The organism is Streptomyces sp. IMTB 2501, from assembly GCF_001953885.1.
Classification (GTDB): domain Bacteria; phylum Actinomycetota; class Actinomycetes; order Streptomycetales; family Streptomycetaceae; genus Streptomyces.
This window is the reverse complement of the sequence record NZ_MQUS01000018.1, coordinates 1-14461: the sequence shown is the minus strand read 5'-3', so window position 1 is coordinate 14461 and position 14461 is coordinate 1. Positions and strand designations below refer to the sequence as shown.

Annotated in this window: 12 protein-coding genes and 2 pseudogenes; 4 read left to right on the top strand and 10 right to left on the bottom strand. The window is 69.1% G+C overall.

All coding sequences use genetic code 11. The features are described from left to right. Positions 1-34 precede the first annotated feature (34 nt). Complete coding sequence (locus tag AV521_RS27875; RefSeq protein ID WP_076091902.1) at positions 35-904, bottom strand: MBL fold metallo-hydrolase; 870 nt, start codon at positions 902-904, stop codon at positions 35-37. A gap of 133 nt (positions 905-1037) precedes the next feature. Between AV521_RS27875 and AV521_RS27870 the strand changes: the two genes are divergently transcribed. Continuing rightward, a complete protein-coding gene (locus tag AV521_RS27870; RefSeq protein WP_076091900.1) occupies positions 1038-1511 on the top strand; it encodes a MarR family winged helix-turn-helix transcriptional regulator in 474 nt (157 codons plus the stop codon). A 55-nt stretch (positions 1512-1566) separates the two neighbouring features. Continuing rightward, positions 1567-1730, top strand: a pseudogene (locus AV521_RS51155) (IS982 family transposase); the annotation flags it as partial. A gap of 527 nt (positions 1731-2257) precedes the next feature. On the opposite strand, the gene AV521_RS27860 reads toward AV521_RS51155, so the two are convergent. The 7 genes and pseudogenes from AV521_RS27860 to AV521_RS27835 all read right to left on the bottom strand — a co-directional run bounded on the left by AV521_RS27860 (position 2258) and on the right by AV521_RS27835 (position 10325). Next, positions 2258-3388: a cation:proton antiporter gene (locus AV521_RS27860; protein ID WP_256725707.1), complete on the bottom strand. Its 1131-nt coding sequence runs from the start codon at positions 3386-3388 to the stop codon at positions 2258-2260. Positions 3389-3857: 469 nt separating this feature from the next. Next, a complete protein-coding gene (locus AV521_RS52785; protein WP_371917071.1) occupies positions 3858-4553 on the bottom strand; it encodes a transposase in 696 nt (231 codons plus the stop codon). 63 nt (positions 4554-4616) lie between these two features. Beyond that, positions 4617-4796 (bottom strand): annotated as a pseudogene (locus tag AV521_RS51145) (transposase); the annotation flags it as partial. Positions 4797-4861: 65 nt separating this feature from the next. After that, positions 4862-6145, bottom strand: coding sequence for a hypothetical protein (locus AV521_RS27850; protein ID WP_143658656.1), 1284 nt, complete (start codon positions 6143-6145; stop codon positions 4862-4864). Positions 6146-6257: 112 nt separating this feature from the next. Further along, a complete protein-coding gene (locus tag AV521_RS27845) occupies positions 6258-7892 on the bottom strand; it encodes a penicillin-binding transpeptidase domain-containing protein (protein WP_076091892.1) in 1635 nt (544 codons plus the stop codon). Between the two features lie 340 nt (positions 7893-8232). Then, on the bottom strand, positions 8233-8871 hold the full coding sequence (locus AV521_RS27840; RefSeq protein ID WP_076091890.1) for a hypothetical protein: 639 nt from the start codon (positions 8869-8871) through the stop codon (positions 8233-8235). Next, complete coding sequence (locus tag AV521_RS27835; protein WP_079249429.1) at positions 8871-10325, bottom strand: alkaline phosphatase family protein; 1455 nt, start codon at positions 10323-10325, stop codon at positions 8871-8873. Before AV521_RS27835 ends, AV521_RS27840 begins: the two co-directional genes overlap by 1 nt. 598 nt (positions 10326-10923) lie before the next feature. Here AV521_RS27835 and AV521_RS27830 point away from each other — a divergent pair. Next, on the top strand, positions 10924-11580 hold the full coding sequence (locus AV521_RS27830) for a phosphatase PAP2 family protein (protein ID WP_076091885.1): 657 nt from the start codon (positions 10924-10926) through the stop codon (positions 11578-11580). A 217-nt stretch (positions 11581-11797) separates the two neighbouring features. Continuing rightward, complete coding sequence (locus AV521_RS27825) at positions 11798-12673, top strand: sulfite exporter TauE/SafE family protein (RefSeq protein WP_079249428.1); 876 nt, start codon at positions 11798-11800, stop codon at positions 12671-12673. A gap of 360 nt (positions 12674-13033) precedes the next feature. On the opposite strand, the gene AV521_RS27820 is transcribed toward AV521_RS27825, so the two are convergent. Together AV521_RS27820 and AV521_RS27815 are read right to left on the bottom strand one after the other, a co-directional pair. Further along, a complete protein-coding gene (locus tag AV521_RS27820) occupies positions 13034-13372 on the bottom strand; it encodes a hypothetical protein (protein WP_076091883.1) in 339 nt (112 codons plus the stop codon). Between the two features lie 471 nt (positions 13373-13843). Then, positions 13844-14461 (bottom strand): universal stress protein (locus tag AV521_RS27815; protein WP_107481043.1); only part of this gene is annotated, 618 nt, incomplete at its 5' end.

The window sequence follows — 14461 nt, the reverse complement described above, 5'->3', positions numbered from 1 at the left end:
CTGCGCGGATGCTGTTGCCGGTTGGGCCGGTCCCTCACCAGCGGACGGCCGTGAAGTCGATCGGCCTGGGCTCCAGCAGCCGCGTGCGTTCGGCCAGTGTTCGCAGCCGCCGGGACATCTCGTCGGCGGTCAGGCGGTGGCGGTCACCGTGGCCTGGCAGAATCCATTCGAATCGCAGGCGTCCGGCCGTCCTGGCCAAGGAGGCGGCCAACTCCTCGATGGAGTACCAGGTCACGCTCTCCGTGACTTTCAGATCACCGGTGGCGCGTGACCAGTAGAAGCTGTCTCCGCTGAAGCAGTACCGGTCATCCGCGAGGTAGAGCATGCTGCCCCGGGTATGGCCCGGCAGTGGATGGGCGGTGACTCCCTCGCTGATCTCCACGGGTTCCAGGCCCCGGATCACCTGGTCCGCGTCCGGTGCCGCGTCGAGGTCGCCTTCGTGGATCCACAGCTGGGCGCCGAAATGGTTCGCGTAGCGGCGGCCGTGTGCGGCGTGGTCCCGGTGTGTGAGCAGCACATCGGTGACGAGGCCCGAAGCCGCGTAACGCTCGGCGAGTTCAGGGCTCCAGCGAGGTGTGTCGATCATCATGACCGTACCGGACGGCCGCAGCAGCAGGTACGAGTTGGCCCCGGCAGTGTGCCTGGAGTTGTGCCCGCACATCAGTACGCCCGCGTCCAGGGCCATCGGAAAAGGGTCGAGCGCCTGGTCCGGCCGCCCGGCCGCCGGGCGGATCGAGCGTGTGGGACAGGCGAAGGCGGCCGCTTGGAGGCGCCGCGTCTCCGCCTCACTGTTCGGCGGGCGCAGGAACTTCGAACGTCCGCCGGCCTCGCCGATCAGGTCGGGCGCGAGCTGTCGGGCGGCATCACAGTTGATGCAGCGGTCGTCCACATACCAGCCGTCCATGGCAGGACTCCTTCCAAGGGAGCACGACCCGAACCGGGGTCGGCATCAGACCCTCCAGTCCGCAGAAGTGATGCATCGGGTACAGTATCTGCAAAACTAAGTATCTGAATCGCGAAGATAAATGGTGCCTCGCATGCCCGTCAAACCGCAGGACGACCAGAACGACGAACTGGCCAACCGGATCATTGCGTCCATGACGGACCTCGCCGGAACTCTGGGACGCCTGAACGACCTGATCGCCCAGCAACTCGGCATCGCACAGACCGATCTGCTCTGCCTGCACGTACTCAACCGCGCCGGAGCCTCCACTGCCGGCGCACTCAGCTCTCAGCTCGGGCGCACCACCGGCGCGGTCACGCACATGATCGACCGCCTGGAGAAGGCGGGATACGTCAGACGTAAACCGGACCCGCAGGACCGCCGACGCGTACTCGTCGAAGCCTCGGCACCAGGACTCGAACGGATCGCTTCGTTCTACGAAGGGATGGACGCCCGCAGCCGCCGGTTGATGGCCGCCTTCTCCGGCGACCAACTGACGGCGATCCACACCTTCCTTCTGGGCAGTTACGAAAGTGCCGTCGAAGAGTGTGATCACCTGATTCGGTAGCGAGGTCCCGCCTCGCACTCCATGTTCCTCAGCTCGAGGGGAGGCGGAGACATCGGTGGAGCCGGATCTCGACAGCTTGGCCACCGCCCTGTACGTGAGGGCCGACGACCTGCTGAAACAATCACCTCAGCTGGCACCTGGCGCCCGTCGGTGGGTATCGCGCCGAGGTTGAGCGACGCGGAGCTGGTCACGCTGGCGGTGCTGCAGGCCCATCTCGGCTGCCGTCAAAGCGGTTGCAAGGCATGGCTGCCTTCGCCCCGTCTGTTCATATGAGAGGTGATCAAGCAGGCAGCAACAGGCCGGAGCTCCCTCGGTTGTGCGGCTGGCCCAACCCGGCAGGAGCTGCCTCTGCAAGTCCAGGCCGAACGGGGTCGAGCGACGGTGCTCGGGTACCGCCGGCGCGGCGACGCTTGCCAGACCTGGAGCGTCTGCTCGTAACCGCGCTCCTGACCCTCCCATCGGCAGTGCCGGGGCGGGGCGGATGGAACGTGGTGCAGGCGGAAAAGGTTGGTGAGATGGCGGCCAGGGGCGCGAGCCAGTGCGAGTTCCCTCAGGCCGACGACGCTGGATCCTCGGCGGCTCTCCAGCTACTTGATCTCGAAGCCTGCGAACGCATCAGCCCCGAGGCCGGGGCCACACGGGGTGCTGTTCGTCATCCTTACGCTGACCTGAGCCGAGGCCCCGCCCTGATGGTGGTGCTTGTCTTCATTGGTCGGCCTCGGACCCCTGACCGCATCGGCAGTGGGCTACTGGCTCGTGGCTGGGGCGTTCGTCGGCGCGGCGCGGGCGGCCAGGCTGCCCGCGCCGCCCGCCGCCGCGATGGTCACCAGCGCTGCGAGCATCAGTGCGGCGGCTTCGCCGGGTTTGAGCACGTGCAGTTGAGAGCCGAGTGTCGCGGCGGCCACGGGCACGCCCAGTTGCGCCGCGCAGAGCGTGCCGAGCGAGGCGGGCTGGCCGGTCAGTCGCATCGCGGCGTGGACCGCGACGGCGGCTGTTCCCAGGAGCAGTCCGAGCAGGATGAACGAGGGGTGCCGGCCGAGCTGGCGCAGGTCGAGTGAGGCGCCGAGCCAAAGGAAGAACAGCGGACCGAAGAATCCCTCCGTTACCGCGAAGAGTTGGCGGGCCAGTCGCCGCGGTTCTCCGATGGCCGCCACCACGAGCCCGAAGCAGAACCCGGCCAGCATGATCGAGACGTGCGTGCGCACCGCCACAGCCGCGAGAAGGAAGACGATCGTCAGGCTGATGCGCAGCTCAAGGGCCCACTTGCGATTCTGTGACAGCCGGTGCAGGCGCCGCCGGCTTCCTGTCCGCTCGAGGTGACGCAGGAGCACGAAGCAGACGGCCGCACAGGCCGTCAGGGCCAGCGCCCCCAGCGCCGCTCTCCCGGACCGCTGCGCCTCGATGACCAGGGGCAGCGCCACGATGCAGGCGGTGTCCGAGAGTGCCACCTGCGGCAGCAGCTCCAGCACCGGCGTGCCCCGCAGCTGCAGCGAGTCGATCACCGGCAGGATCAACGCCGCCGATGACGAGGCCAGCAGCACCGTGTACAAGGCCGGATGCCCGGTACCGAACAGCGCGGCGATCCCGAGGCCAAACGGCACGGCCAGCACAGCCACGAGGAGTGCGCGAAGGGCCCCGACCCGCAGTCCGGCACGCATGCCGGGATCCCGGACCGGGACGTGCGACCCGGCGACGAACATCACCAGCGCGAAGCCGATGTCCGCCAGAAAGGCGAAGGTCCCGTTACCGGGCCGCAGATAGCCGACGCCGCTCGGCCCGAGGACCACCCCCGCGGTCAGCTCCCCGACCACGACGGGCACGTGCCAGCGCTGCGGCAGCGCAAGCAGCGGGCCAAGCAGCGCCGCCAGCGAGATCACCGCCAACGTCGCAAAATCCACGTCACACCTCTGACATGCCGTCCGGCAGACCCCGGACAGCCTGCCGCGCCCGGCCAGTATCGTCCCCACAGCGGCAGGGGATTCCTGTCCCGACACACGCGGCCTGTAGTCGTCAGCCGGATCACGATTGGGCGGGGGGCGGGCCGCGACGGGCGGCTTCGCCTCCCCGGAGCGGTACGCCCGGCCCGGCGTCGATGCGGTCGCCGCGCGCGTTGCCGCGTCTGACCCCGCCACCCGGCGCCCGCCGTCGGGGTTGATCACAGCGGCCTGTGACACGTTTCCGGAGTATTCCTGACAGCCTCGCGATAAGCCTCAAATCATGCCGTTCGGTGACATGATGAGTAATGAAATCCGCATCATGACGGTCGTCCGACCAGGCGACACCTGAGCCTCTTCCTGCCTGTCAGTACGGGAAGGCGGTGAGCATGTGAGTTTCCTGAGTCAACCTCTATGCTGGCAGAGGCTTCTCGACGGGCGTGTTGATCTTGTTGTTGGCTTGGTGAGTGACGGGGTCGTAGCAGGTGCCGTCGCGCCAGCAGGCCCACATCACGCGCAGCCAGGCGCGGGCCAGGATTCGGATGGCGTGCGGGTGTCGCTTCTTGCGGGCCCGGGCGTCGTTGTAGATCTTGGCGGCCCATTCGCTGCCGTGTCGGCTGTTGTCGGCGAACACAGTCAGGGCGACGCGGGCTCTGCGGTTGGTCGCGAAGCGGAAGGCGACCGTGCGGGACTTGCCCGAGGCGCGGGTGACGGGGACGACGCCGGCCTCGGCGATGAGCTGTTCGCAGGTCTGGGCGCGTTCCAGGATCGGGCCGATCTCGCCGATGACCTGGCTGAGGCTGACCGTGCCGATGCGCGGCATGGTGGCGAACAGCGGCGCGTAGGGGTGGGTCTCGACCGCCTCGGCGATGGCCTTGTCCAGGGCGTGGATAGTGGCGCGTATGCCCTGCACCTGCGCCACCTGGATGCTGACGAGTTGAGCCACGACGGTGTCGCTGAGACGGGAGGCGGCCTTCGGAGCGGCGCGCAGGCGCTCGATGAGGACGTTGCCGGGCTGGCGGCCGGAGTACCCGCGGCGCTTGCACCAGGCTTGAAACCGTCCGGCGGTGAGCTTGGTCGCGGCGGCCGGGGTGGGGTATCGCTCCAGGAAGGCCAGGGCGATGTCGCTGTCCAGGCTGGCGAAGACGGCTTTGCCGCCGGGCCAGTGCTCGTCGAGCAGGGCGGCGAGCTGGTTGAGGGCGGCGACTTTGGCCTCGACATGGTCGGCCCGGGTCCGGGTGAGGGCCTGCAGGTCGAGGGTGGCCTGCTCGGTGGGTTCCAGCCGGGGCAGCAGGTGGCCGTCGGTGCGCAGGTAGTCGGCGAGCTTCATGCTGTCGCCCGCGTCGGTCTTGGCCTTGGAGGCACCCCAGCGTGCCCGCCCTCAGACCATGTCTGGGTCACACCCCCTGTGGTCTTTCACCACGTCCAGCCGTGACCACCGCTGTTGTGGACCAGGGCCAGGACGGCGGTGGTCGCGATGAGGTACTGGGTGAGGCGGCTTGGGCGGGACAAGGCGGCCAGTGCGCAGGCGAGAGCGGTGTACCAGGGCATCGACCACGGTGCCGCGAGGACCCAGGCGAAGGCGAGCACGAACGGTACGGCGACGGCCGCGGGAGTGTCCGCCGGGACGCGGCGGTGGAGTATCCAGGCCAGCACGAGCAGGAGCAGGGGCCACAGGACGCCGGTGGCGGTCTCGGCCGCGCGAGGGTTCAGGACCGCGGCGGCGAACCGGTCGAACACCGCCCACAGCGAGGGGGTGGACACCAGATGGGAAGCGGCGGACAGCGGGGCGAGGGCGTGCAAACCGTAAGCGCCGTACAGAAGGACCAGCGTCAGCACGGCCGCGCCTGCCTGTCGGACCATCTGTCGCCAGTTGCCTGAACGCAGCATCGGCCAGGCGAGTCCGACGCCGAGCAGAGCGGCACTCACTTTGACGCCGCACGCCAGTCCGACCAGCCCGCCGACGATCAGGTCGTGGTGCCATCGGGTCGCCCGGCGGGCCAAGTGGACCGCGCAGACGGCCAGGCAGGCCACGAGGGTGTCCAGGTGCCCGCCCGCGACCAGCACGCCGATCAGGAGCGGGTTGGCGATCCACAGCAGGCCGGCCCGGATCGGATCGTCGGCGGTGCATATCAGCAGGTAGCCGGTGACCAGGAACGCGGCGGCGTTCGCGAGCATCAGCACCCATATCGTCAGCCAGGGCCGATCGTCTCCGGCGAAGGCCGCGACGGCCTGCCACCACCTCGCGATCGGCCCGTACACGGACGGGGTGTGCTGCCATGAGTCGCTCACCAGATGGGCGTAGGCACCGCCCAGTTGGGCGGGGGTCGTCAGGTACGGGTCGCCGCCGAGCGCGGCGATACGGCCGTACGCGGCGTAACTGGCGGTGTCGGAGGAGCCGACCGGGGTGAGATCGGCGACGACGAGCACGGCCAGCACGCCGACGCGGAGCAGGAGCCTGGGGTTCGGACTCCAGCCCTGCCCATGGGCGTTGAGCATGCCGAGCATGCCCACACACGACAGCACGATGGCCGCGCAGGTGAGCGCCATGGAGACGGTGCCAGGCATGACGGGCAGCCGGAGCCACGGGATCGGTGCCCTGAGGGTGTTGTGGTTGGGTGCGCTCGCGCCCACCAGAGCGAACAGCGCGACTCCTGCCCCGGACATCCACACGGCGGCGCGGGCCCGGGGTTGCCCCACGACCGTCAGCGTCGGCGAGGGAGCTGTCCGGGTCCGACCCGCACTGCGCAGAGCCCACTCATTCATAGCTGTCGGTCGCCAAGGTCACTCGCTGAGTCGTCCTGCTGCTGTCTCAGCTCGCGGCGAGGACGGCGGTGACGATCTTCCCCGCGAACTTGTAGCCCTCACCGCTCGCGGGCACCACGGCCGCCGCCGCCACGTCGTCACGGTAGGCGACGAACCAGCTGTCGGGCTTCTGCCGCCCATCCACCTCGGCAGTGCCGGTCTTCGCACCGACGTCGCCGCTCAGATTGCCGATGGTCGGCGCCGCGGTGCCCTGCTGTGCCGTGAGCTTCATCAGCTGGCGCAGGGCCGCGTCGGCCGAGGCGCTCATCTGCCGGGGCGCCTTGGCGATCTGCCGGTTGTCCACGGAGACCGGCACGATCACCGGCTGGTGGAACACGCCTGCCTTGGCGGTGGCGGCCACCGATGCCATGTCGAGCGGGCTGACGAGGACCTTGCCCTGGCCGATGTACGTCATCGCCTTCGAGGCGCCGCCGGTCGTCGGCACACTCCCGTCGAAGCTGGGCGCGCCGGTGTTCCAGTGGAGGCCGAAGCCGTACACGTCACGTGCCTCGTTCTCCACCGCACCGTCCGGCAGGACCTGGACCGTCGACATGAAGGCGGTGTTGCAGGACGCCTCGAAGTCCATGGCCAGGTTGGCATGGTCGATCTTCATCTTGTCCACGTTGTGGAAGGTGAGGCCCCCGTAGGAGAAGTACTGGGGGCAGTTCAGCGGCGTACTCGGGGTGAACTTGCCGCTCTCCAGCAGGGTCGAGGCGGTGATCACCTTGAAGGTGGAGCCGGGCGCGTAGGTGCCCTGGAACGCCTTGTCGAAGCCCTTGGCCGGGGTCATGGCCACCGCCAGCACGTCACCGGTGCTGGGCTGGACGGCGACCACCGACGCGTCCGGGCCCTGCTTCTTGACGTCGTTTTCCGCCTCGGCCTGCAGCTTCGCGTCGATCGTGGTGGGCAGCGGCTTTCCCGCCCTGCCCTGCGCGAGCACTCGCAGCACCCGCCCGGCGCTGCCGTCGGCGTTCTTGACGCGGATCTCGCTGCCGGGAGTGCCCTGCATCTTCGTCCCGTACTGGGCCTGCAACTGGCTGAGGATCCCAGCGAGCGACGGGTACTGGGCCGCGGCCAGTACCTTGCCGTTGCGGTCCACTGCCTTGACCGGTGGGGCGCCGGCCGACGCGACCACCACCGACTGACCTGCCGCCAGCTTCGGATAGAGCACCGACGGCATCCACTTGACCACCGCGTGGCCGTCCGTGCCGCGCACCACGGTCAGCGACGAGTCGTAGGACCAGGTCGACTTCTGCCCGGCGTAGTCCAGGTGCGTCCCCACGGAGAACGGGACCTGGAAGCCGGTCACGCGCTTGCCACCGGTCAGCGTCAGCGACGTGGCGTGCAGACCGCTCTTGAAGGAGGCCAGTTGCGTGCCCGCTTCGCTGGCGTTGTCGGTGAGCGCCGCCGCCTTCGCCGTGTCACCGGCCTGCCAGGCGGCGAGGAACGCCTTCGCCGTGCTGAGAACTTCCTGGGCAGACGGCGGGGTAGTGTTCACCGGCTTCGCCCCGCCGGAACGCGTGGCCGCCGAGGCATCGCCGCCCGCCCCCGGCTGTCCCAGGGCATAGCAGGTGAACGCGACCCCGGCGACAGCCACCGACACCGCACCCCCGACAACCGCGATCTTCGCTGCTCCCTGCACGTGCCCGCTCCCTCTCACGACGACATCTCCGCACCACCCGTCGCCAGACTCCCGCCCCGGGCAGCCCAGCCTGCCGAGCCAGCGAAGAGGGACAGCGCTCTGGACGAGGGTGCAGGGCGCGGAGCCCCGGACGGATTCCAGCCCTCCCGACTCCGCGCCCTCCTCGTTGCCCCACGGCTCACGTTCCCCCGCCGGGAGGCCGGTCGACAGAACACTACATCGGTCACCGAACCTTTCGGGCACCGGGGTAACATCATCATCCTCGGGGTACCACAGCAGGCCCGATGGGCCGCAGGCAGCCCCGACGAAGCGGACGAGGCGGGGCTGCGCAGCCGTGTTGTCAGTCGAGTTCGATGTTGAAGTCCCAGATGGCGATGACCTTGCCCGCGTGGCGCCAGGTCAGTTCGGCCGCGCCCGAGCGGAATGTGCCGTGCAGCGTCAGGGTCGCCGAGTGCCCGGGTGACGCGGTGACACTGTTGGCCGAGGTCGCGGTCAGGGCGACGTTCTTGCCCTGTTCGTCGTGGGAGGAGAAGTCGCCGGCGCGCACAGCCAGGGGTGCCGTGACCTGGTCGGCCCTGATGGTGATCGTGCCGGTGGTGTGGTCCGGCGGGCGGCTGCCGCTGCGCGTGGGCAGGTCCTCGGCGGGGCCGGAGGCGCGGATGACGGCCTGGACGCCGGGCAGGCGGGCGTGGACTGCGTCACCCATCGCCACGAGCTGCAGGTGCTTGTCGTCGGCGGTCGGGGTGGCCTGGGCGGTGGGCGGGGTGGGGATCGGTACCGCGCCCAGGTTCTTGACGGTGTCGGCGGCGCTGTCGGAGGCGGATGTGGACGCCGAGGCCGGTGCGGCGTGGCTGGAGCAGCCGGTCAGGGCCAGCGCGGTTGCCGCCAGGGCCAGGCCGAGGGCGTGAGGGATCGGGCGGCGGGGGCCGGCCCGGCGGATGCCGGGCCGACCGTGCGCCACCGGGCGCGAGTCGGTCATCAGTGCTGGGTGCTTCCGGCCGGTGTGGGGTTGACGATCGGGTGTTCCCGGTCGTGGCGGCTGGCGACGGCCGGGTAGACGATGCTTCCGGAGGGCGCCGGGGGCAGAGCGTTGCCGCTGGGGTTGTTGTAGACGTCCGGGCCGAAGGGGCGCAGTCCGTCGGCGGCGGCGTAGCCGAGGTGGCCGCGGCCGTCGGTGCCGCCGGTGCGCAGACCGAAGAGGTCTTCCATGCTGCGCAGCCAGCTGTAGTGGTTGTAGGGCTGCTCGCTGACCGAACCGGGCTTGATGAAGCGGGAGATGAACACCGCGCCGGTGATGCCGCCACCCGGAGTGGTGTCCTGGCCGAACGCCTGGTCGCCGGGCTGGGAGGTGTTCGGTCCGGGCAGCTCGTTGCAGCACGCCACCACCGACTGGGCGGTGTCCGTGGGGGTGTTCAGGCTCTTGTCGGCGTTGCCGGTGTAGTCGGCGATGGAGTTGCCGTACATCTTGTAGGGCGGGAACGCCTCGTCGAAGATGACCTGGATCATGCCGTCGTGCTGGAACGCGGGCGAGGCCATGATCTCGGGGACGACCTTCTCCAGGAACTTGTCCGAGGCATACAGGCCGCCCTGGTGGTTGTTCGGGTCACCGGAGAGGTTGTCGCCCTTGCACGTCGCGTCGTGCGCGTCGGAGCAGTTGTTCGGGGTGATCCAGGAGAAGCGCGGCGTGGTCGCCTCGCTCTTGAGGTCCTGCGCCAGACCGGAGACGGCCTTGTGGCCGGCGGTGGCGGGCAGCCCGTTCAGCGGGACGACGTTCGCGCAGTCCTTCGGGTTGTCGATCACGGAGTGGAACCAGGCCGCCGGGTTGTGCTTGGGCACGTACTGGTCCGCCGCCGTCGCACCCCCGGGGTCCGGCACGCCGCTGCCGGACGGGCTGCCGGGCACGCCGCACTGGTAGGCGTTCTCCCGCGTGGCGGTGTTGCCCATGTCCTGGGCGTAGACCTTCCACGGCACACGCTTGGAGTCGAGCTGGTTGAACAGGGTCTTCACCGACGACGGGTACACGCAGCCCGACGACGCGTTGACCTGGCCGTCGGCCGCAGGCGTCCCCGGCGCGACGTTCTTGTACTGCGGGCAGTCGTTCTGGTTGTCCGGCGCCGGGGCCTGCCCGGATACCAGGCTGATGTAGTTGTCCAGGCTGTAGTGGCCGGTGCCGTAATACTGCGTCAGCAGCTCCCCGTAGCTGGGCAGCGTCTTCCACAGATAGCTGTTCTGGTTGAGGCCGGTGAACGTGGACTCGTAGGACTTGTTCTCCAGGATGATCGTCCACACGTGGCCGACCTTGTGGGCCGCGGGGTGGTGCTCCTCATGGGCCGACGCCGAGCCCGGCACCAGCGTGACCGCAGCGATCGCACCCACGACGGCCGCCCCCGCCGCAAGACGCCACCGTCGGCGCCCGCGTATGAACCCTGCCATGCCGCTCCTTCATCGAAGGCAACGCGCGGCGAAGACCTCCCCCGCCGCCCGAGGCACTGTCCCCCCACAGGCAACACACATCTCGACTCCACCCCCAACTCCCCACGTCATACTGGCGAACAGTGGCAGTACGGAGGGCTATCCGATCGTCAAGAAGTGCCGGGATGCGGTAAAGGGGGTGCGCATCACAGCGCAAGAGGCCGAGGGGCGACAGGGGTTCGGCACAGCAATGCCGCGCTGTACGCCAGGCTGCCGTCGAGGCGTCGGCGGGACCTCGCCGGACCTCAGCGCCTGCCCGCAGGACTGAAGCATGGCCAGAGTCTCCGTCTCAAGCGCGCCGACCGCCCGGCCTACGCCTGGAACCTGTCCCGTGTTCATCGGTTGGCTACCTCCCCAGCGATCGTCTACAGTCACGTAGACCTTCTACATGATGTAGAAGGTCATCGCCCGGCCTCGTCCGCACACCAGCGGCGTGTCCAGGCGGTGCGCTACCCCATGGCCGCACATCACCGGCATCCGGACTTCCGCAAGTCCGTGGATGTCGGTGCGTTGATGTGCGACTCCCGGCCCATGGCACTGACCTGGGAGATTCGACCCGATGACAGTCCACCCTGCGGTCCAGCTCGCGTTCGACGGATCCGGCATCGACGGCTCGCTGTTCACCACCGTCACCGACTTCGCCCACGACACGAAGTGGCTCAACACCCCCCTCGCCCTGTGGACCAACGCCGGCCTGGGCGTCTTCGCAGTCCTGATGCTGGTCGGCTGGTGGAACGCCCGCCGTCACGACGCCCGCGCCATGACCCTCGCCCTGGCCGCACCCGTGGCCGTCGTGGCCGCCTTCGCAGTCGCCGAGGTCGCCAAGAAGCTGATCGCGGAGGTGCGGCCGTGCTACTCCGTACCGCACGCCTACTTCGTCAGCGCCTGTCCCGCCCGCAGCGACTACGCCTTCCCCAGCGGCCACAGCACCACCGCCTTCGCCACGGTTGCCGCCTTGTGGCTGCTCGACTGCCGCCTGTCCGTCATCGCGACCGTCTTCGCCTTCTTCGAGGGCTTCACCCGCGTCTACCTCGGCGACCACTATCCCCATGACGTGCTCGGCGCAGCCCTCCTCGCCCTGCCCGTCGCCTACCTTGTCAGCCGTCTCCTGGGCCGGGTCGCCGTTCCCCTCGTCACCCGCCTGAGCACCGGAATGCTGCGCCCTGTCCTCACCACAGCACCCGCCGGGGCGGAGAGGGATTGCCCGGTCCGATGAGGTGTGACATGCCGCTCTCGGCGTAATGAGGCGCTTGGGCCGTTCGGCCAGTCACGCTGTACTCGTTGATCAAGGCCGTGTCGGGAGACCTCTTCGTGTACAGCTCGCGTGAGTGGGTCTTCGAGCCGATCCGCCGGAACTGTCAGCTGGATCTGGCGGTGTCGCAGCGGACTCCGACCCGACGGCGTTCCAACCGCTCGTCTTCCCTGCCCTGTTGATGATCCGCCGCTGCCTGCCCAGCCTGGTGGACCTCGGGTACCCGCACGTCGCCCAGGGCCTTGATCTCGCTCCAGCCATCCGCACCGCGCTGGAGACCCGGTGGCCTGGCGCAGATCCGGGGTACTTCACCCAGACCTGGTGGGTCGTCGCCCTGACCGGCGCGGCGGTGGGGTTCTTCGCCGGGCTGTTCGGCGCGGGTGGTTCCGCTGTGGGCACGCCACTGCTGCACGCAGCCGGGGTTCCGGCATTCCTGGCCCTGGGCTCTCCCCTGCCGGCCACGGTGCCGATCACCCTGGCTGCTTCCGGGGCGTACTGGGAACGGGGCTATGTGGACCGGCGCACACTGGCGTGGAGTATCGCGGTCGGGGTGCCGGCGACGGTCGGCGGAGCGCTGCTGACCCCGTACGTCGGCGGCGAGTTGCTGGTACGGACCACCGAGGGCGTGGTCGCGGCGATCGGGGTGCGCCTGGTGGTGTACCCGCAGGAACCGCCGGAGCGCCGGCGGGAGGCGGGCTTCCTGCGGGTCCGGCTGGTAGCGGTCGCCATCACAGTGGGACTCGTGTCGGGGCTGCTGGCCAACAGCGGCGGATTTCTGCTCACCCCGCTGTACCTGCTCGTGCTGCGGCTGCCGGTCAAGCGGGCGCTGGCCACGTCACTGGCGGTCTCCGCCGCGTTGGCGGTGCCCGGCACGTTTGCCCACTGGGCGCTCGGTCACATCGACTGGCGGGTGGCGCTGGCCTACACCGGCCTCGCCGTACCGGCCTCCTACCTCGGTGCGCGCCTGGCGATCAGCACCAGCCCCCGTCGACTCACCCGCGTCTACGGCGTTTTCCTGACACTCCTCGCGAGCGCTCTCCTGTTGTTCCGGCGCTGACCGACAGGACGCCGCCGCCCTCACAAGCGTCCTTGTCGACCCAGACAGGTACTCCGGGAACACCCAGAACTATCCACCCGGACCGTAGACAGAGGCGTCCCCCGTTCTTGTTGCCCGAATGGTCCCCTTCGCCCAAGAGCCTGCCGAAGCGGTTCCCCGTACGAGGCTCGGGTCTCCCACCGGAACTTCACCTCGACCTTGCCCAGCCCGTTGCCCGCTCCGCTCACCTTGCCAGGGCATCCGGCACAGCACACGCTGCCGCGCATGAGGTGACGATCCCGTTCGCTGCCGACAGGGCCCCGCTCCCGCGCCGACCTGCCGTCCGGACGTAAAAAGGCCCGGCGGCCGGGGCACCACCTGTCAGGAGCGCCCAAATCCACAATAGGTCCGGTGGCCGTAGCGGTATGCCGCAATGATGCCGGCGACGTAGCCGCGGTTGTACTCAGCAGAAGCCCCGGGCTTGCCGTTCCGTCCACGAGAGTCGCCGCGGATGCAGTCACGGGCGTACGTCAGGCCGTCCCGGTATCCGTCCTTGTAGCCCTGGTCGTATGGGGTGACCCTGGGAGAGTCGGGCTGTGCGACCGCTACCGCCGACACAGACTGCGCCACGAGGGCCTGCGCGTTCGCGGACAGCGGGAGCAGAAGTGCGGCGGCGGCCACCGGGGTTGCGAGGAGGACTCTGAGTTGCTTCGCATGCATGGCTTCCTCCTTGGCGGGAGACCAGAATCATGCGGTGAAGAAACGGGCGTCTGGCCACGTTTGAAGCATCTGCTTCAGCCGACGGTGGACCTGCCGACGGTCACGTGTGACGTTGCAGCCGGACCGAATGCAAAGGCCACGTCTCGGGGCCGGCCCCGCAGCATCACGCTCGGTATGCCCAAGGTGCAAAGGCCTCTCTGCCAGATTAGGTCGGCGGCTCTCGGGCCGCGACCTGAAGCTGCCCCACGGGTAGGCGGCATGGGGCTTTCCGGTTGCCAACCATGCACAGCGTGCTTGATCACGGAGTTTTGCAGACCTACGGATTCTGCCTCTTGCGCATCCGATGGGAATGGCGCGACGTGATCCACGAAGCCCTTCTTGTCGTCTGCCTGATACCCCGTCGGAAGTTTCCAAGCCTGCGCCCCGTCTTCCACGTCGGACGACCGACCCCCAACGGGCAGAAAACCGTGGTCACTCGTTGCCGCGAATCACTGCGACAGGGCAGTGTGCGTGATGCAGCAGGGCCTGACTGACCGAGCCGAGCAGCAGGCCGGTGAAGCCACCGCGGCCACGTGCGCCGGCTACGACCAGCTGCGCGTCGTGACTCGCTTCGATCAGCGCCGGGCGGATCCGGGAGCGCACCAGGCGCCGCTCCACCGTGACCTGGGGGTAGCGCGTCTGCCACGGAGACAGGGTGTCGTCCAGCAGCCGCTGCTCCTCCTCGCGGAGCCGGTCGATGTCGACCACCATGTTCAGCGGGTCGCCCGGCCCTTCGTAGGCCCGTTCGCTCCAGGTGTTCCACACGTGCAGGGCCAGCAGGTCCGCACCGCGCATCGTCGCTTCGGCGAAGGCGAACTCGACAGCGCGCTCGCCTGCCGGGGAGCCGTCCACCGCCAACAGCACGGGACCGGTCGGCTTCGGTCTGCCCCGCACCACCAGCACCGGGCAACGGCCGTGCGCGGCCAAATGCACGGCGGTGGAACCGAGCAGCAGGCCGCTGAACGCACCCAGCCCGCGGCTGCCCACCACGACGAGCGAAGCGGTGCGCGACTCGATCTCCAGCACCATCAGCGGCTCGCCGACGGTGAC